17 protein-coding genes are annotated in these 17,120 nt (G+C 59.7%); 3 read left to right on the forward strand and 14 right to left on the reverse strand.

Annotated features, from left to right (window positions below; genetic code table 11):
• The first annotated feature begins 118 nt into the window (after positions 1 to 118).
• Both J1W56_RS20720 and J1W56_RS20725 read left to right on the forward strand, forming a co-directional pair.
• Complete coding sequence (locus J1W56_RS20720) at positions 119 to 700, forward strand: histidine phosphatase family protein (RefSeq protein ID WP_223615174.1); 582 nt, start codon at positions 119 to 121, stop codon at positions 698 to 700.
• A gap of 84 nt (positions 701 to 784) precedes the next feature.
• Positions 785 to 1,048, forward strand: coding sequence for a hypothetical protein (locus J1W56_RS20725; protein WP_223615175.1), 264 nt, complete (start codon positions 785 to 787; stop codon positions 1,046 to 1,048).
• Between the two features lie 5 nt (positions 1,049 to 1,053).
• On the opposite strand, the gene J1W56_RS20730 is transcribed toward J1W56_RS20725, so the two are convergent.
• Genes J1W56_RS20730 through proS form a run of 3 tightly spaced genes read right to left on the reverse strand, consistent with a single transcriptional unit; the run spans position 1,054 to position 4,375 of the window.
• Positions 1,054 to 1,740, reverse strand: coding sequence for an ABC transporter ATP-binding protein (locus tag J1W56_RS20730; protein ID WP_223615176.1), 687 nt, complete (start codon positions 1,738 to 1,740; stop codon positions 1,054 to 1,056).
• The gene (locus J1W56_RS20735; protein ID WP_223615177.1) at positions 1,740 to 3,029 is read right to left on the reverse strand and encodes a lipoprotein-releasing ABC transporter permease subunit; all 1,290 of its coding nucleotides are present in this window, start codon (positions 3,027 to 3,029) and stop codon (positions 1,740 to 1,742) included. The genes J1W56_RS20730 and J1W56_RS20735 overlap by 1 nt, the downstream gene beginning before the upstream one ends.
• A complete protein-coding gene (gene proS / locus J1W56_RS20740) occupies positions 3,026 to 4,375 on the reverse strand; it encodes a proline--tRNA ligase (protein ID WP_223615178.1) in 1,350 nt (449 codons plus the stop codon). The genes J1W56_RS20735 and proS overlap by 4 nt, the downstream gene beginning before the upstream one ends.
• An 848-nt stretch (positions 4,376 to 5,223) precedes the next feature.
• Here proS and J1W56_RS20745 point away from each other — a divergent pair.
• Positions 5,224 to 6,225, forward strand: coding sequence for a glycosyltransferase (locus J1W56_RS20745; protein ID WP_223615179.1), 1,002 nt, complete (start codon positions 5,224 to 5,226; stop codon positions 6,223 to 6,225).
• Between the two features lie 43 nt (positions 6,226 to 6,268).
• On the opposite strand, the gene J1W56_RS20750 is transcribed toward J1W56_RS20745, so the two are convergent.
• The 11 genes from J1W56_RS20750 to nuoH form a co-directional block, all read right to left on the reverse strand.
• Entirely contained in the window at positions 6,269 to 6,538 is a 270-nt protein-coding gene (locus tag J1W56_RS20750; RefSeq protein WP_223615180.1) for a DUF1467 family protein, read from the reverse strand.
• A gap of 1 nt (position 6,539) precedes the next feature.
• On the reverse strand, positions 6,540 to 6,944 hold the full coding sequence (gene mce, locus J1W56_RS20755) for a methylmalonyl-CoA epimerase (protein ID WP_223615181.1): 405 nt from the start codon (positions 6,942 to 6,944) through the stop codon (positions 6,540 to 6,542).
• A gap of 8 nt (positions 6,945 to 6,952) precedes the next feature.
• Entirely contained in the window at positions 6,953 to 8,626 is a 1,674-nt protein-coding gene (locus J1W56_RS20760) for a ribonuclease J (RefSeq protein ID WP_223615182.1), read from the reverse strand.
• A 19-nt stretch (positions 8,627 to 8,645) separates the two neighbouring features.
• Positions 8,646 to 9,476 carry a biotin--[acetyl-CoA-carboxylase] ligase gene (locus J1W56_RS20765; protein WP_223615183.1) on the reverse strand — a complete coding sequence of 277 codons (831 nt, stop codon included), beginning with the start codon at positions 9,474 to 9,476 and terminating at the stop codon, positions 8,646 to 8,648.
• 18 nt (positions 9,477 to 9,494) lie between these two features.
• The gene (nuoN, locus tag J1W56_RS20770) at positions 9,495 to 10,931 is read right to left on the reverse strand and encodes an NADH-quinone oxidoreductase subunit NuoN (protein WP_223615184.1); all 1,437 of its coding nucleotides are present in this window, start codon (positions 10,929 to 10,931) and stop codon (positions 9,495 to 9,497) included.
• A gap of 19 nt (positions 10,932 to 10,950) precedes the next feature.
• Positions 10,951 to 12,456, reverse strand: coding sequence for an NADH-quinone oxidoreductase subunit M (locus tag J1W56_RS20775; RefSeq protein WP_223615185.1), 1,506 nt, complete (start codon positions 12,454 to 12,456; stop codon positions 10,951 to 10,953).
• A complete protein-coding gene (nuoL, locus tag J1W56_RS20780) occupies positions 12,456 to 14,444 on the reverse strand; it encodes an NADH-quinone oxidoreductase subunit L (RefSeq protein ID WP_223615186.1) in 1,989 nt (662 codons plus the stop codon). The genes J1W56_RS20775 and nuoL overlap by 1 nt, the downstream gene beginning before the upstream one ends.
• 7 nt (positions 14,445 to 14,451) lie before the next feature.
• Complete coding sequence (gene nuoK, locus J1W56_RS20785; RefSeq protein ID WP_091883761.1) at positions 14,452 to 14,760, reverse strand: NADH-quinone oxidoreductase subunit NuoK; 309 nt, start codon at positions 14,758 to 14,760, stop codon at positions 14,452 to 14,454.
• A gap of 12 nt (positions 14,761 to 14,772) precedes the next feature.
• Positions 14,773 to 15,393: an NADH-quinone oxidoreductase subunit J gene (locus J1W56_RS20790; protein ID WP_223615187.1), complete on the reverse strand. Its 621-nt coding sequence runs from the start codon at positions 15,391 to 15,393 to the stop codon at positions 14,773 to 14,775.
• Between the two features lie 168 nt (positions 15,394 to 15,561).
• Positions 15,562 to 16,053: an NADH-quinone oxidoreductase subunit NuoI gene (gene nuoI, locus J1W56_RS20795; protein ID WP_091883764.1), complete on the reverse strand. Its 492-nt coding sequence runs from the start codon at positions 16,051 to 16,053 to the stop codon at positions 15,562 to 15,564.
• Between the two features lie 11 nt (positions 16,054 to 16,064).
• Positions 16,065 to 17,111, reverse strand: a complete 1,047-nt coding sequence (gene nuoH / locus J1W56_RS20800; protein WP_223615188.1) for an NADH-quinone oxidoreductase subunit NuoH — start codon at positions 17,109 to 17,111, stop codon at positions 16,065 to 16,067.
• Positions 17,112 to 17,120 lie beyond the last annotated feature (9 nt).

The raw sequence follows: 17,120 nt of genomic DNA on the forward strand, positions 1-17,120 counted from the left end.
CGCGCTGATTCACCACCCGCGCATTCTCGAACAATGGTCAGGGGGTGTCCACCTATACTTTAACGACCCGATCGTGCGACTGTGAACAACCTGTGATGCACCAGCGAAAGGCCTGTGAATGAGCAACGCATATCCCGAAATCTATCTGGTGCGGCACGGTCAGACGGAATGGAGCCTGTCCGGCCAGCACACCGGCCGGACCGACATGCCGCTGACGGCCGCGGGCGAAGCGGCAGCCCGCACCCTGGCAGACCGCCTGCAGGGCCTTGCCTTTTCCGCCGTATGGTCGAGCCCTTCCCAGCGCGCATCTAAAACCTGCGCCCTCGCCGGATTTGGCGACGCCAGCATCATCAAGGACGATCTGGCGGAATGGGATTACGGCACCTATGAGGGCATCACCACCAAGGCGATCCTGGCGGAGCGCCCCGGCTGGCAGCTTTTTCGCGACGGCTGCCCCGGCGGCGAATCCGCAGCCGATGTCGGTGCGCGTGCCGACCGGATCATCCACGCCATCCGCGCGGCGAATGACAGGATTCTCATCTTCTCGAGTTCGCATTTCCTGCGGGTGCTTACGGCCCGCTGGCTTGGCTTGCCGCCCGAAGGCGGCGCGCTTTTCGTTCTGGATACCACCAGCATCAGCGTGCTCGGCTATGAGCACGACCTGACGGAACCGGTTGTCCGCATGTGGAACCAGACATGATGATGGGCGACGCCCGCGGGCCAGGAACCAGGGAAAACCTAGTCATCCCGGCCCCGCCGGTTCTTTCAGATAACGCTGACCCACATGGCGAATGTTGCAATAAACAGACTGACTGTAACGAATGACATGACGTCCTGGAAAAGTTCGCTCATCGGTAAAACCCTTCTTCGTTTGCTCTATGTATATGTTTTGTTCTATTTTTGTTCCAAAGTCAAGCGCGCCAAAGCCGCCATTGGCGCTATGGTTGTCGATTTCTTAACAGAGGGTAAAACAGGGGCCGCCGAGCGGGTGCCGCCAAACGCAAACGGGCGCGGATTTTTCCGCGCCCGTTTGCGTTCCATGGTGTGAACGGATCAGGAGACCGTGGTGATCTTGCCGTCCTTGAGCGTGACGCGGCGATCCATGCGGCGGGCCAGTTCGTGATTGTGCGTGGCGATCATCGCCGACAGGCCGGACTGGCGCACCAGGGCCTCCAACGCCTCGAACACATAGGAGGACGTCACCGGATCGAGATTGCCGGTGGGCTCATCGGCAAGCAGCACAAGCGGCGCATTGGCCACCGCGCGGGCGATGGCAACGCGCTGCTGCTCGCCGCCGGACAGTTCCGACGGCCGGTGCGAGGCGCGCGCGCCCACCTTCATGTAATCAAGCAACTGCTGCGCGCGTTCGGAGGCGACGCGCGGTTTCATGCCGCGGATCATCTGCGGCATCATCACGTTTTCCAGCGCGGAGAATTCCGGCAGGAGATGGTGGAACTGATAGACGAAACCGATGTCGTTGCGGCGGATGGCGGTGCGCTCTTCATCGGACAGCGAACCGCAGGCGCGACCGTCCAGAATCACATCGCCACTGTCAGGCCGCTCCAGGAGACCCGCCGTGTGCAGAAGCGTCGACTTGCCAGCGCCCGACGGCGCGACAAGCGCGACCATCTCGCCCCTGCCGAGGGAGAAATTGGCATCGTCCAGAATAACCAGCTCCCGGTCGATCTCATTGTACCGGCGGCCGACACTGGTCAGCTGAAGAATGGGCCCGGCTGACATTATTCGTACCTCAAGGCTTCAACGGGATCGAGCTTGGCCGCGCGCCATGCGGGGAAAAGCGTTGCCAGAAACGACAGGACAAGCGCCATCAGGATGACCGTGAAGGTTTCATTGAAATCCATCTTGGCGGGCAAGGTGCTCAGGAAATAAAGCTCCGGATTGAACAGGGTCGTACCAGACAACCAGGAGAAGAATTGCCGGATGCGCTCGACGTTGAGGCAGACGAGGACACCCAGGGCCACGCCGGCAATCGTACCGGTCACGCCAATTGCAGCGCCCGTCATCAGGAAGATGCGCATGACCGAGTTGCGCGTCGCGCCCATCGTTCGCAGGATGGCGATATCGCGTCCCTTGTCCTTCACCAGCATGATCAGGCCGGAAATGATGTTCAGGGCCGCCACGAGAACGATCAGCGTCAGGATCATGAACATGACGTTGCGCTCGACCTGAAGCGCCGAGAAGAAAGTCACGTTGCGCTGGCGCCAGTCGGTGAGCATCAGCGGACGCTGCGCCGCATCCTCGATGGGTTTTTTCAGCGCGTCGACATTGTCGGGATTGTTGGCAAAGATCTCGATGGACTGGACCTTGCCCTCCTGGTTGAAATAGAGCTGCGCTTCATCCAGCGGCATGAGCGCGATCGAGGCGTCATATTCGGACATGCCGATCTGGAAAATGGCGACGACCGGATAGGATTTCACCCGCGGTGAAACGCCGAGCGGCGTCACATCGCCGTCCAGCGACATCAATGTCAGCTTGTCGCCGATGCCGAGCCCCAGATTTTCCGCCATGCGCGTGCCGATGGCCACGCCGCCCGCCTTGTCGAAATTGGCGAAGGTGCCCTGCTTGACGTTCTTGGCGACGAGCTGGAGCTTGTTGATATCCTCTTCGCGCAGGCCCCGTACGAGCGTGCCGGTGCCCTGCCCGACATTGCCCTGGCCGAGCACCTGGCCTTCCACGACGGGAATGGCGAAGGAAACACCGGGAACCGCATCGATCCGCTTGATCACATTGTCGTAGTCATCCAGCGGCCGGTCCATCGGCTGCATGATGACATGGCCGTTGATGCCGAGAATGCGCGTCAGCAATTCGCTGCGAAAACCATTCATGACGGCCATGACGATAATGAGCGTCGCCACGCCGAGCATGATGCCGGTGAAGGAGAAACCGGCGATCACCGAAATAAACGTTTCCTTGCGCCGGGCGCGCAGATAGCGCCACGCGATCATCCGTTCATAGGCAGAGAACGGCTTGGGACCCTGTTGTACAGCAGTGACGGCCGATTCTGTCATAGAGTTCCAGCCTGAAAGTCAGCGGGGCCTGCAAGCTTGTTGATTGCAGCTTCAATGCTCAGGGTTTCCCGTTCACCCGTCGCGCGATCCTTGATCTCGACTTCGCCCGCGGCAACGCCGCGCGGCCCGATGATCACCTGCGTCGGCAGGCCGATCAGGTCCATCTTGGCGAATTTCGCACCGGGACGATCATCCGTATCGTCCAGCAGCGGCTCGAGACCGGCATTGGTCAAGGCCTCGTAGACCTTGGCGGATACCGCGTCGCACGCCTCGTCGCCCGGCTTCATGTTGACGATGCCCGCGCCGAACGGCGCAACGGCCTTCGGCCAGATGATGCCGTTCTCGTCATGGGATGCCTCGATGATCGCGGCAATGACACGCGAGGGTCCGATGCCGTAGGAGCCCATGGAAACCATGTGTTCCTTGCCATCGGGACCGGTGACCTTGGCGCCCATCGGTTCGGAATATTTGGTGCCGAAATGGAAGATGTGACCGACCTCGATGCCGCGTGCGGCAAGCTGTTCGGACGCACCGACCTTGTCCCAGGCGGCTTCGTCATGCATTTCATCCGTCGCCGCATAGGGCGTCGTCCATTTCGTCACGATGTCGGCGACCTGCGCATTATCGTCGAAATTGGTATCGGCACCGGGAACCGGCAGGTCGAGATAGGCGCGGTCGCAATAGACCTGGCTCTCGCCGGTTTCGGCCAGAATGATGAATTCGTGGCTGAGGTCGCCGCCGATGGGGCCGGTATCGGCACGCATGGGGATGACCTTGATACCGAGGCGCGAGAATGTGCGGAGATAAGCCACGAACATACGGTTGTAGGCGGCCTTGGCGCCTTCGAAATCGATATCGAAGCTGTAGGCATCCTTCATCAGGAATTCACGCGAGCGCATGACGCCGAAACGCGGGCGGCGCTCGTCGCGGAACTTCCACTGGATGTGATAAAGATTGAGCGGCAAGTCCTTGTAGGACTTCACATAAGCCCGGAAAATCTCGGTGATCATTTCCTCGTTGGTCGGGCCAAACAGCATCTCGCGGTCACCGCGATCCTTGATGCGCAGCATCTCGTCGCCATAGGCGTCATAACGGCCGCTTTCGCGCCACAGGTCGGCGGACTGGATCGTCGGCATCAGCAGCTCGATAGCGCCGGACCGATTCTGTTCCTCGCGGATGATGTTGGACACCTTGTTGAGGATGCGCAGGCCTGCCGGCAGCCAGGCATAGATGCCAGCCGACTCCTGACGGATCAGGCCGGCACGCAGCATCAGCCGGTGCGAGACGATTTCCGCCTCTTTGGGATTTTCTTTCAGGATAGGCAGGAAATAACGGGAAAGCCGCATTGAGATCACCAAATTGAAACACAGCCTGAATGCTTGAAGAATCAGGCAAAACCAAGTGCAAAGTTAGCGTATTACCCAAAAATCGTTGCCGATTTCCGGAAAGACTCATACGCCGCCAAATGTGTTGCCGCGTCCCGCCCAAAACCCGGATTAATCCGCGACGCAGCAATGTTTCTTAGCGGCTTAACAGCGGGTTGGGAACCCGCCAACGCCAAATGAGACATCTCAGATTTGTGACAGTTTTGTTACGCTGCCAGATTTGTAAGCAAAAAATGACTGTACCGAATATTTTTCGTGACATTTCGAAGGCAGTCCGCTATTTTTTTAATCATAATGAGAAAGTAAGAATAATTCTGCTTTCCAGCGCGGTCAAAGTCTTGGGAGGATGTGACCTTTGGCGCGGTAATACGCAGCCACCATGCAAATGGAATAGGGTCAGACGCGATCTAACAATGCAAGGCGAGAGCCTTGCATTTTTTTTGTCTTGTTGCGGCAATACAAGCACTTATCAAATAAACTTAAAGGTAGTTGCACAGACTGCCGCACCTCGATCGCGTTACTTCAGTTCTATTTTGCAACTACTTGGGCGGCAGGCAGATGCGGCTTCACCCCGACCGGCCTTCACACCTGATGGGATATTTCCCTTCAACCCCTCCATCCGGAAGGTCCGCAACGGCACGATGATGCCGGCGTCGATTCGCGCGATTTCATCTCATCCCCCGAGCGCGATCTTAGACCAATGTCGCAATGTTCAGCTCATCTTCGCCTGTTAAATTGGCGTCGTAGGATCAGTGTGCCAGGCGCGGGGATTGGCACATCAGCGACGTTACAATGTTCGGGGACGAACCATGGGAATTCACACACGCGGCGCGGCTGAGCCCGGCAAGCGCAGCATATGCATAAGCACGATTACACGTAATCGTCCGTTCATGCTGCAGAACCTGTTGCAGTCCTATGCCGCCATGGGCGTGCCACATGGTGCCCATCTGCATTTCCTCATCGTCGAGAACAATGAGAAGGCAACGCTGCACGATGTCATCGCGCATTTCCGGGCGCTCGTGCCGCAATGGACGGTCCAGTACGAGGTGGAACCGCGTCTCGGCATTGCCCGTGCCCGCAACCATGCGCTGGCATGCGCCCTGGCCGGCAATCACGATCTCATGACATTTGCCGATGATGATGAACGGGTGGAACCCGACTGGCTGATTGAACTGCTGGCGGAACTGGATGCCTCGACGCTCGATATCGTTGGCTCCCCCGTACGCGCCGCGCCGATTTCCGCCGACGCGCCGTTTTCCGCGCAACTGGTCTGGGCCGGTCTCAACCGCCGGGGCATGGACAGCGAGCGCAAGGCCCGGCGGCGGTGCCAGCGCAACGAAGCGCACAGGATTCTGCTGGCAACCGGCAGCTGGATGGGCAGGCTGAGTTTCTTTGACCGGACGGGCCTGCGTTTCGACGATACGCTTGATCTGGCCGGCGGGGAAGACTGGCGCCTGTACAGGGAAGCCAAAAAACTCGGCGCCAGGACCGGCTGGACGCCGCATGCCATTGCCTACGAAACCGTACCGATGGACCGGCTGACCCTCGGTTACCATTTCCGGCGTGACCGGGACAGCAGTTCGGTTGAAACCTGCCGGAAGCTCGACCAGCAACGCGCGCTGACCTTGCTGCGTATCCCCGGCTCGCTGGCGATCCGGGTGTTCAAACTGTGCAGCTACGCCGCTGCAGCGCCGTTCACGCGCGGCGAAGCGCTGGTGCGGCTGGCGGCATGCATGGGCAGTATTTTCGGCATCTGTCAGGGCTGCCTTGGCAAGAGATCGTCGCACTATCGGCGGACAAGCGGTTTTTGACGATTGCACGCTTGTTATGCGTGGTACCGATGCCAAACCCGTCCTAATGCAGTTGCGGGAAGAAAACCGGAATGCTCTCGACGCCGAAACCAAGCTTCTGGTTGACGATGTAGAAGAGGATAAAAACCACGGCTGAAATCGCTGTGGTGATCAGGAATACCCGTCCCATCCGGTGCTTGTGCGGCGCACTGGCGGTTGTGCCCAGCGTGACATCATCCTCATCTGCCTGGGTGCGCAGGCCAAACGGCAGCACGGTAAACAGCGTCAGCCACCAGAAGATGAAATAGATCGCCATTCCAGTTGCGATGGGCATGTCAGACTTGCTCCAGTTCGATCAGCGTCCCGTTGAAATCCTTCGGGTGAAGGAACAGCACCGGTTTGCCGTGGGCGCCGATTTTCGGTTCGCCATCACCCAGGATACGGGCGCCCTGCTGTTTTAGCTGATTTCGTGCCGCCAGAATATCGGCCACTTCGTAGCAGACGTGATGCATGCCGCCGGACGGGTTCTTTGCCAGGAAGGCGGCGATGGGCGAATCCGCATTCAAGGGTTCGAGAAGCTCGATCTTGGTGTTGCCGACATCGATGAAAACGACGGTCACGCCATGCTCCGGCAGAACCTGCGGCTCGGTGAGTGTCGCACCGAGCGTATCGCGATAGACCGCAGACGCTGCGGCAAGATCCGGTACAGCGATAGCGACATGATTCAGACGACCAAGCATCCTTGACCTCACGTGCGGGTTACGAACACGGTAACGATCGGCTTCTTGCCCCAGGCCTCGTTGGCAGCGGCACGGACGGCGCGGCGCACCGCCTCACGGACCATCGCCAAATCCTTGCGCTTTTCACGCGGGATGCTCTGCACCGCACCAACGGCCGCATCGTACAGCAGGTCTTCAAGCAGTTCGCCTTCCCGATCGTTCTCCGGCAGGCCGACCGGCACGATTTCCGGGTCCTCGATGATGTTGTACTTCGCATCGAGCAGCATCGATACCGCGACATGGCCGACATAGGACAGCTTGCGCCGGTCGACAATGCCGACCTCTTCCTCGTCGCCGATGAGCTTGCCGTCCTTCATCACACGGCCAAACGGCGCCTGATCGATGATCTCCGCCCTGCCCGGTGCCAGACGCAGAATATCGCCATTGCGCACCTGCGGCACCTCGGGAATGCCCGCCATGGCCGCAAGCGAGCCCTGCGCCACGAGATGCGCGGCCTCGCCATGCACAGGCACGAGAATGCGCGGCCGCACCCATTCATACATGCGCTTCAGCTCGTTGCGGCGCGGATGGCCCGAGACGTGCACCAGTTGATCATCGTCGGAGATGATATGGATGCCCTGCTCGATCAAGAGGTTCTTTGTCTCGATGATCGGCTTTTCGTTGCCGGGAATGGTGCGCGAGGAATAAATGACCGTATCGCCCGCTGACAGCGCGACATTGCGCATTTCATCACGGGCAAGCTTGGCCAGCGCCGCGCGGGATTCGCCCTGGCTGCCGGTGAGAATGATGACGATATTCTCGCGCGGAATGAACCCGTAATCCTCTTCGGAGAGAAATTCCGGAATGCCGTCGAGATAACCCAGTTCACTGGCCACATCGATCATCCGCTTCATCGAGCGGCCGAGCACCAGCACCTGGCGTCCGGCATCGCGGGCGGCGATGGCGATGGAACGGATACGTCCGACATTGGACGAAAAGGTGGTGATGGCCACGCGGCCGCGGGCATTTTCGATGATGTCGCGCAGGCTGTCGCCGACCTCGCGCTCGGAGGGCGATTCCCCGTCACGCAAGGCATTGGTGGAGTCGCACATCATCGCCAGCACGCCTTCGTCGCCGAGGGCTCGGAATCCGGCCTCGTCGATCAGCGGTCCAAGCGACGGCTCCGGGTCCATCTTCCAGTCGCCGGTGTGAACGACGATGCCCAAGGGTGTCCTGATCGCCAGCGAGACCGGTTCCGGGATCGAGTGGGTCACGGCAAGCGCTTCGAACTCGAAGGGGCCGACATTGAACTTTTCGCCCGCGCGGTAAATGGTGACGGGAATATCCGGCGCACCCGGCTCCGACTGGCGCTTGGCTTCCAGCAACCCGGCGGTGAACGGCGTCGCATAGACCGGCACATTCAACAGCGGCCACAGGTCGAGCAAGGCACCGTAATGATCCTCGTGGGCATGGGTGATCACAATCCCCTTGAGATTGTGCCGCTCGGCCTGCAGAAAACGGATATCGGGAAGAACGAGATCAGCGCCTGGAAGATCCGGTCCGGCGAAGGTGACGCCCATGTCGACGACCACCCATTCGCGCTTGTGTGCGGGGCCATAGCCATACATGGCCAGATTCATGCCGATTTCACCAACGCCGCCCAAAGGCAGGAACACGAGCTCTGCCTGATCGGAATTTGCCATTTATACTCCTTACAACCGGCTATCCGGCACTTGCCGATGCAACTGCTCCGAAATGAACATCGCCGGCAGCAATCTTCACCCGTTCCCCATCATTATCGCGTATGACGAAACGGCAGTCTTCGTCAATTGTTTCGAATATACCACGCAGCACCGAGCCGTCGACCCGCACGGCAACTTCACTGCCAATTCCTGCCGCCCGCTTGAGCCAGCGCTTGCGAATGTCGGCAAGCCCGCGCCCCTCGTTCCAGATACGGCTGTTTTCCTGCCAGGCATCGGACAACGCCAGAAACAGCGTTTCCGCATCGCAGGCCGCACCAAGCTGCTTCAACGATGTCGCTGGATAAGGCACGTCCTCGGGGTAAGCAACCACATTGACGCCAATGCCGACGACGACGGCAAACCGCCCGTCCGGCAGATGCGTCGATTCCAGGAGAATGCCGGCAAGCTTGGCCTTGTTGGCCAGGAGATCGTTCGGCCACTTCAGCTCGACACGCAAATCCGACCTGCTGGAACCGATACCATCGACGCCGACCGAAACCGCGCCTTGCGGGCAGACCGCGTCAAGCGCGTCCGCCAGGGAAAGCCCGGCGACAAAGCCGAGGGTTGCCGCCGTCTTCAACTCGAAATTGCCGGTCAGCAGCAGGGAAGCTGCCAGATTGCCGTGGGACGTGGCCCAGGCGCGACCGCGGCGCCCGCGCCCGCTTTCCTGCTTCTTGGAGACGATCCACAGCCGTCCGGGATCGCCAGCCTGCGCGCGCTCCAGCGCGACCGCATTGGTCGAGCCGACCGTATCGAAGGCCTCCATCCGGAAGCCGTTTTGCTGCGCCAGCGGCGAGAGCGAGAATCCCATTGATCAGGGTTCCCGGCCTCAGAAGAACGTTTTCGCGGCAGCTTCCGCATAGGTGCTGACCGGTCCGCCGATCAGCACGTAGAGCAGCGTCAGCAGGCCCGAGACACCGAGGACCAGGCGCAGTTCACCGGCAACCGGCACGAACCCGCCAACCGGTTCATCGAACCACATGATCTTGATGATGCGCAGATAGTAGAACGCACCCACCACCGAAGCCACGATACCGATGATGGCCAGCGCATAGAGATTGGCCTGCATCGCGGCAAGGAAGGTGTACCACTTGCCCCAGAACCCGGCGAGCGGCGGAATACCGGCCAGCGAGAACATGAGGATGGTGAAGATCGTCGCCATGATCGGATTGGTGCGGGACAGGCCGGCCAGATCTTCGATCAGTTCGACATTGCCGTGCTTGCGGCGCATGGCCAGGATGAAGGCAAACACGCCGAGCGTCGTGATCAGGTAGATCAGCATGTAGATCGCCACGCCGCGGACACCGACCTGCGTACCGGCGGCAAGGCCGACAAGCGCATAGCCCATGTGGCTGATCGACGAATAGGCCATCAGGCGCTTGATGTTGCGCTGGCCGATGGCTGCGAATGCACCCAGGACCATCGACGCAATGGCGATGAAGACAATGATCTGCTGCCAGTCATGGGTGATCGGCTGGAACGTCTCGACGGCAACGCGTGTCAGAAGCGCCATGGCGGCCATCTTCGGCGCGCTGGCGAAGAAGGCGGTCACCGGCGTCGGCGCACCTTCGTAGACATCCGGCGTCCACATGTGGAACGGCACGGCGGAAATCTTGAAGGCGAGACCGGCAAAGATGAACACGAGGCCGAACACGACGCCAAGCTGACGCTCGCCGCCTGCCAGCACCTGGGCGATGCCCTCGAAGCCGGTATGGCCGGTAAAGCCGTAGACGAGCGAAATGCCGTAGAGCAGCATACCCGACGACAATGCGCCGAGAACGAAATACTTCAGGCCGGCTTCGGTCGAGCGGGCACTGTCGCGGTTGATTGCAGCGATGACATAGAGCGCCAGGGACTGCAGTTCGAGGCCGAGATAGAGCGACAGGGTGTCATTGGCCGAAATCATCAAGAGCATGCCGAGGGTCGACAGCAGGATGAGGATCGGGAACTCGAACTTGTCGAACTTTTCCGCCTTGGCGAAGCCAACCGACATGACGAGCGCGACGATCGAGCCGACCAGCGTCAGCACTTTCATGAAGCGCGCGAACGGATCCGAAACGAAGGCACGGCCGAAGACGTGACCATCGTGCGGGAAGAGAACGAGGATTGCCAATGCTGCAAGCAGCACGGCAACCGCCAGTCCGTTGACCAGGGAATTCGCCCGTTCACCGGAGAAGGCCCCGATCATCAGTAGAGCCAATGCGCCCACTGCGATGAGCAGTTCGGGAGCCATAAGCGTCAGGTTGGCAATCATGTCGGTCTGCATCGGCCTTGGCCTCTTCCTGCTATTTCAGCGCCAGTGTGGCGGCTGCGGACAGCGCGTTATTGTATTGATTGATAAGGGCGTGCACCGAGCTTGCCGTCGCATCGAAGACAGGCATCGGATAAACACCGTAGAAGATGGTGAGGATCACCAGCGGATAGACCACCAGCTTTTCGCGCGGCGACATATCCAGAAGCGACTTCAGGCTTTCCTTGTCCAGCGACCCGAACACGACGCGGCGATAGAGCCACAACGCATAGGCCGCCGAGAAAATCACGCCGGTCGTTGCAAACAGCGCAACCCAGGTGTTGACGCGGAAGACGCCAAGCAGCGTGAGGAATTCACCGATGAAGCCCGAGGTGCCCGGCAGGCCGACATTGGCCATGGTCAGGACCAGGAACACCACCGCATATTTCGGCATGTTGTTGACGAGGCCGCCATAGGCGGAGATGTCGCGGGTGTGGGTGCGGTCATAGACAACACCGACGCAGAGGAACAGTGCGGCCGAAACCAGACCGTGCGACAGCATCTGGAACAACGCGCCCTGGATGCCCTGCTCGTTGGCGGCAAAGATACCCATGGTCACATAGCCCATGTGCGCAACCGAGGAGTAGGCGATCAGCTTCTTGATGTCTTCCTGCATCAGCGCCACCAGCGAGGTGTAGACGATGGCGACAACCGAAAGCGTGTAGATCAGCGGAGCGAAGTCGGCGGACGCCACCGGAAACATCGGCAGGGAGAAGCGCAGGAAGCCGTAGCCGCCGAGCTTCAACAGGATGCCGGCCAGAATGGCTGATGCAGCCGTCGGTGCTTCCACGTGCGCATCCGGCAACCAGGTGTGCACCGGCCACATCGGCATCTTCACGGCGAAGGACGCGAAGAAGGCCAGCCACAGCCATGTCTGCATGGAGGCCGGGAACGGATAGGCCAGCAGCGTGGGGATATCGGTCGTGCCAGCCTGCCAGTACATGGCCATGATGGCCAGCAGCATCAGCACGGAGCCGAGCAGCGTGTAGAGGAAGAACTTGAAGCTGGCATAGACGCGGCGCTTGCCGCCCCACACGCCGATGATGATGAACATCGGCACCAGCACGGCTTCGAAGAACACGTAGAACAGCACGATATCCAGCGCGCAGAACACACCGATCATCAGTGTTTCCAGCACGAGGAAGGCAATCATGTATTCCTTGACCCGGCTCTGGATGGCTTCCCAGCTGGCCAGGATGCACAGCGGCATCAGGAATGTCGTCAGGATGACGAACAGCATCGAAATGCCGTCCACGCCCATGTGATAGGAAATCCCGGAGTCGAGCCACGCTGCCTTTTCCACGAACTGGAAGCCGGCATGGCCCTTGTCGAAATAGTACCAGATCGGCAGGGAAAGCAGGAATGTGATGACCGTCGTCCACAGCGCCACGTTGCGGATATTGCGCCGCGCGGATTCACCGTCATCCCGGATCAGAAGGATCAGGAATGCACCGACCAATGGCAGGAAGGTAACAGTCGATAGAATTGGCCAGTCGGTCATCAGAAGTTGCTCCCGAGCATCATCCACGTGACGAGTGCGGCGACCCCAATGAGCATCGCGAACGCATAATGATAGAGGTAACCGGTCTGCAGGCGCACCACGCGGTTGGTGACATCCACGACGCGGGCCGAGATACCATCCGGACCATGGCCGTCGATCAGCCAGCCATCGCCCTTCTTCCACAGGAACCGTCCAAGGGCTTTGGCTGGACGCACGAACAGGAAGTCGTAGAGTTCGTCAAAATACCACTTGTTGAGCAGGAACTGGTACAGGCCGCGGTGCTGCTCGGCCAGCCGGACGGGTGTCTGCGGCGAGCGGATGTAGAAGTACCAGGACAGGATGAAGCCTGCGAGCATCGCAAGGAACGGCGAGGCAGCAACCAGAGCAGGCACATGATGGTGCAGCTCGAGGATTTCGTTTTCCTTGCCGGTGAACAGTGCACCCTTCCAGAACTCGGCATATTCGTGGCCGAAGAAGTATTCGCGGAAGATGACGCCGGCAAACAGCGCGCCGATGGCGAGGATGAACAGCGGCACCAGCATGACATAAGGCGATTCATGCACGTGATGCATGACGTCGTGCGATGCGCGCGGCTTGCCATGGAACGTCATGAAAATCAGGCGCCATGAATAGAAGCTGGTGAACAGCGCTGCGATAACCAAGAGGATGAAGGCATAGCCTGCCGCCGGGCTGGTCGACGCATAGGCCGACTCGATGATCGCATCCTTGGAGAAGAAGCCGGCGGTGCCGATCGACGTGCCGGGGATACCGAGGCCGGTCAGCGCGACGGTGCCGATGACCATCATCCAGTAGGTTTGCGGGATCAGCTTGCGCAGGCCGCCCATGTGACGCATGTCCTGCTCGTCGGAAACCGCGTGAATGACGGAACCGGCGCCAAGGAACAAAAGGGCCTTGAAGAAGGCGTGCGTGAACAGGTGGAAAATCGCCGCGCCATAGGCACCCAGACCAAGCGCCACGAACATGTAGCCGAGCTGCGAGCAGGTGGAATAGGCGATGACGCGCTTGATGTCGTTCTGCACCAGGCCGACCGTGGCGGCAAAGAAGGCGGTCGTCGCGCCGACAAGCGTCACAACGATCAGCGCCGTGTGCGACAGTTCGAAGATCGGCGACAGGCGGGCAACCATGAACACGCCTGCGGTCACCATCGTTGCCGCATGGATCAGCGCGGACACCGGTGTCGGGCCCTCCATGGCGTCAGGCAGCCAGGTGTGCAGCAGGAACTGCGCCGATTTGCCCATCGCGCCCATGAACAGCAGCAGGCAGGCAACCGTGATCGCTTCCTGCTTGCCCAGGGCATAGCCGAGGAAATTCAGGACAACCTTGCCGTCCCCTGCTCCCTCTGCCGGAAGATACTGGGCGGCGGACTGGAACAGCGTGTCGAACTGAACCGTATCGAACAGCACGAACAGTGCGAAAATACCGAGAAGGAAGCCGAAATCGCCGACGCGGTTGACGATGAAAGCTTTCATCGCCGCGGCATTGGCCGAAGGCTTCTTGAACCAGAAACCGATGAGCAGGTACGAGGCAAGGCCCACGCCTTCCCAGCCGAAGAACATCTGAACCAGATTGTCGCCGGTCACCAGCATCAGCATGGCGAAGGTGAAGAGCGAGAGATAGGCGAAGAAGCGCGGCCGATGCGGATCGTGATGCATGTAGCCGATCGAATAGGTATGGACGAGCGCCGACACCGTGTTGACGACGATCAGCATGACAGCGGTCAGCGTATCGATGCGCAGGGCCCAGTCGAAGCTCAACGAACCGGACTCGACCCAGTGCATGACCGGAACCTTGAACGCCTCGCCATGGCCGAGCGCCACGGTCGTGAATGCGATCCATGAGAGAACCGCAACCACGATCATCAGACCGGTGGTGACATACTCGCTCGCCTTCGCGCCGATGGACGAGCCGAACAGACCCGCGATCAGAAAGCCGAGCAGCGGAAGGAAGACAATCGCCAGATACAGCATGCCCCCGTCAACCTTTCATCATGTTGACGTCTTCTACGGCAATCGATCCACGATTGCGGTAGAACACGACGAGAATAGCCAGACCGATGGCAGCCTCAGCGGCCGCTACGGTCAGGACAAACAATGCAAAAACCTGTCCGACCAGATCACCCAGTGCAGCGGAGAACGCCACGAAATTCAGGTTGACGGCGAGCAGGATCAATTCGACCGACATCAGGATGACGATCACGTTCTTACGATTGAGGAAGATACCGAAGATCCCCATCGTGAACAGGAGCGCCGAAACTGTCAGATAATGTGCAATACCGATGACCATCATGCGCTCCTGTCAAATACCCTTGCCCGTTTCGACCTGCTTGACCTCGATGGCCGTTTCAGGCGTGCGTCCGACCTGCTGCGAGATGTTCTGGCGCTTGATGCCTTCCTTGTGGCGAAGCGTCAGCACAATCGCGCCGATCATGGCGACCAGAAGCACGAGACCGGCAATCTGGAAGTAGTAGATGTAATCCGTGTAGAGGATGTCGCCGAGCGCCGCCGTATTGGTGCGCGTGGCGATATCGGGTGTCGGCTGAACAACCACGCGGCCAATACTTGGCGTGAAGACCGAACCGCCGAGAACGACGATCAGTTCCACCGCAAGGATCATGCCGACAAGCGCGCCGATGGGCGCATATTGCAGCGCGCCGCGCTTCAGTTCGGTAAAATCCACGTCCAGCATCATCACGACGAAGAGGAAAAGGACGGCCACCGCGCCGACATAGACCACAAGAAGGATCATCGCCAGGAATTCAGCACCCGTCAGCAGGAAGAGCCCCGCCGCGTTGAAGAAGGCGAGGATCAGAAACAGCACGGAGTGCACGGGATTACGCGCCGCAATCACCATGAACGCACTGGCGACGGTGATGAAGGCGAAGAGATAAAAAAACGCCGCCGCAATACCTGTCAGCATGGGTTCCCCCGATTTCCATTCCGGCAGACTGTTCTGCCATTTTAAAAGCGATTCACGGAGATTCCGCGTATTCGCAGCCTCATAACGCATGTTCCGGGCGGGTAGAAGCACCCTGCCCTAAGACACATGCGCGCACTCGGACGGGACGACGCCCCATCCACTCAATTGTTACCGGTACGGCGCATCCATTGCGATGTTCCGTGCCAGCTCGCGTTCCCAGCGGTCGCCATTGGCGAGCAGCCGGTCCTTGTCATAATAAAGCTCTTCACGGGTTTCCGTGGCGAACTCGAAATTCGGGCCTTCGACGATGGCATCCACCGGGCAGGCTTCCTGGCAGAAGCCGCAATAGATGCACTTCACCATGTCAATGTCATAACGCACCGTGCGGCGCGTTCCGTCATTGCGGCGCGGACCGGCTTCGATGGTGATGGCCTGCGCCGGGCAGATCGCTTCGCAGAGCTTGCAGGCAATGCAGCGTTCTTCGCCGTTGGGATAGCGGCGCAGGGCATGTTCACCGCGGAAGCGCGGGCTGAGCGGTCCCTTTTCGTAGGGGTAGTTCAGCGTCGCCTTCGGCGCGAAGAACTGGCGCATCGACAGGAAGAAGGCGCCGACGAACTCCGCCAGCAGGAGCGATTTAGCAGCTTGTGCGAGTTGTGCCATGCTGATTCTCCTTACGGTGTCAGGCCGGTGATTTTAAGAAACGCCGCGGTGGCGATGACCATGAAGAGCGAGATCGGCAGGAACACCTTCCAGCCCAGACGCATCAACTGGTCGTAGCGGTAGCGCGGAACGAATGCCTTCACCATGGCGAACATGAAGAAGACGAAGAAAAGCTTGAGCATGAACCAGATGATGCCGGGTACCCAGTTCAGGAACCAGACGTCAACCGGTGGCAGCCAGCCGCCGAGGAACAGGATCGTGGTCAATGCGCACATCAGGGTGATGGCGACATATTCACCGAGGAAGAACAGCAGGAACGCGGTCGACGAATACTCGATCATGTGACCGGCAACGAGTTCCGATTCCGCTTCGACCAGATCGAAAGGCGGGCGATTGGTCTCGGCCAGCGCCGAGATGAAGAAAATGACGAACATCGGGAACAGGCCGAGCCAATGCCAGTCAAGGAAGGTATTGGGCAGGCCGACCATGGTGCCGAGACCGGTCTTCTGCGACAGCACGATATCCGTGAGGTTCAGCGAACCGACAGTGAGCAGAACGGTGACGATGACGAAACCGATGGAGACTTCGTAGGACACCATCTGCGCGGCGGAGCGGAGCGCGCCGAGGAACGGGTACTTCGAGTTCGATGCCCAGCCAGCCATGATGACGCCGTAGACTTCGAGCGAGGAAATGGCGAGCACATAGAGAATGCCGACATTGACGTTGGCGATCGCCCAGCCCTCATTGACCGGAATGACCGCCCAGGCCGCCATGGCCAGCACCGAAGACACCAGCGGGGCCAGAAGGAAAATGCCCTTGTTGGCGCCGGACGGAATAATCGGTTCCTTGACCACGAACTTCAGAAGGTCGGCGAAGGATTGCAACAGGCCGAACGGTCCAACGACGTTCGGGCCACGGCGCAACTGAACTGCCGCCCAGATCTTGCGATCCGCGTAAAGCAGGTAGGCGATGATCAGCAGCATCACCACGAGCATCAGCACTGATTTTCCGAGGATAATCAGCAGCGGCAGGATGTAGGTTGCGAAAATATCTTCCATATCAGTCTC

The organism is Phyllobacterium calauticae, assembly GCF_019991125.1.
GTDB lineage: Bacteria > Pseudomonadota > Alphaproteobacteria > Rhizobiales > Rhizobiaceae > Phyllobacterium > Phyllobacterium calauticae.

What these genes read in the sequence shown, in the direction of transcription:
- J1W56_RS20720 (WP_223615174.1), top strand. Translation starts at nt 119, where the DNA reads ATGAGCAACGCATATCCCGAAATCTATCTGGTGCGGCACGGTCAGACG.
- J1W56_RS20725 (WP_223615175.1), top strand. Translation starts at nt 785, where the DNA reads ATGGCGAATGTTGCAATAAACAGACTGACTGTAACGAATGACATGACG.
- J1W56_RS20730 (WP_223615176.1), bottom strand. Translation starts at nt 1,740, where the DNA reads ATGTCAGCCGGGCCCATTCTTCAGCTGACCAGTGTCGGCCGCCGGTAC.
- J1W56_RS20735 (WP_223615177.1), bottom strand. Translation starts at nt 3,029, where the DNA reads ATGACAGAATCGGCCGTCACTGCTGTACAACAGGGTCCCAAGCCGTTC.
- proS (WP_223615178.1), bottom strand. Translation starts at nt 4,375, where the DNA reads ATGCGGCTTTCCCGTTATTTCCTGCCTATCCTGAAAGAAAATCCCAAA.
- J1W56_RS20745 (WP_223615179.1), top strand. Translation starts at nt 5,224, where the DNA reads ATGGGAATTCACACACGCGGCGCGGCTGAGCCCGGCAAGCGCAGCATA.
- J1W56_RS20750 (WP_223615180.1), bottom strand. Translation starts at nt 6,538, where the DNA reads ATGCCCATCGCAACTGGAATGGCGATCTATTTCATCTTCTGGTGGCTG.
- mce (WP_223615181.1), bottom strand. Translation starts at nt 6,944, where the DNA reads ATGCTTGGTCGTCTGAATCATGTCGCTATCGCTGTACCGGATCTTGCC.
- J1W56_RS20760 (WP_223615182.1), bottom strand. Translation starts at nt 8,626, where the DNA reads ATGGCAAATTCCGATCAGGCAGAGCTCGTGTTCCTGCCTTTGGGCGGC.
- J1W56_RS20765 (WP_223615183.1), bottom strand. Translation starts at nt 9,476, where the DNA reads ATGGGATTCTCGCTCTCGCCGCTGGCGCAGCAAAACGGCTTCCGGATG.
- nuoN (WP_223615184.1), bottom strand. Translation starts at nt 10,931, where the DNA reads ATGCAGACCGACATGATTGCCAACCTGACGCTTATGGCTCCCGAACTG.
- J1W56_RS20775 (WP_223615185.1), bottom strand. Translation starts at nt 12,456, where the DNA reads ATGACCGACTGGCCAATTCTATCGACTGTTACCTTCCTGCCATTGGTC.
- nuoL (WP_223615186.1), bottom strand. Translation starts at nt 14,444, where the DNA reads ATGCTGTATCTGGCGATTGTCTTCCTTCCGCTGCTCGGCTTTCTGATC.
- nuoK (WP_091883761.1), bottom strand. Translation starts at nt 14,760, where the DNA reads ATGGTCATCGGTATTGCACATTATCTGACAGTTTCGGCGCTCCTGTTC.
- J1W56_RS20790 (WP_223615187.1), bottom strand. Translation starts at nt 15,393, where the DNA reads ATGCTGACAGGTATTGCGGCGGCGTTTTTTTATCTCTTCGCCTTCATC.
- nuoI (WP_091883764.1), bottom strand. Translation starts at nt 16,053, where the DNA reads ATGGCACAACTCGCACAAGCTGCTAAATCGCTCCTGCTGGCGGAGTTC.
- nuoH (WP_223615188.1), bottom strand. Translation starts at nt 17,111, where the DNA reads ATGGAAGATATTTTCGCAACCTACATCCTGCCGCTGCTGATTATCCTC.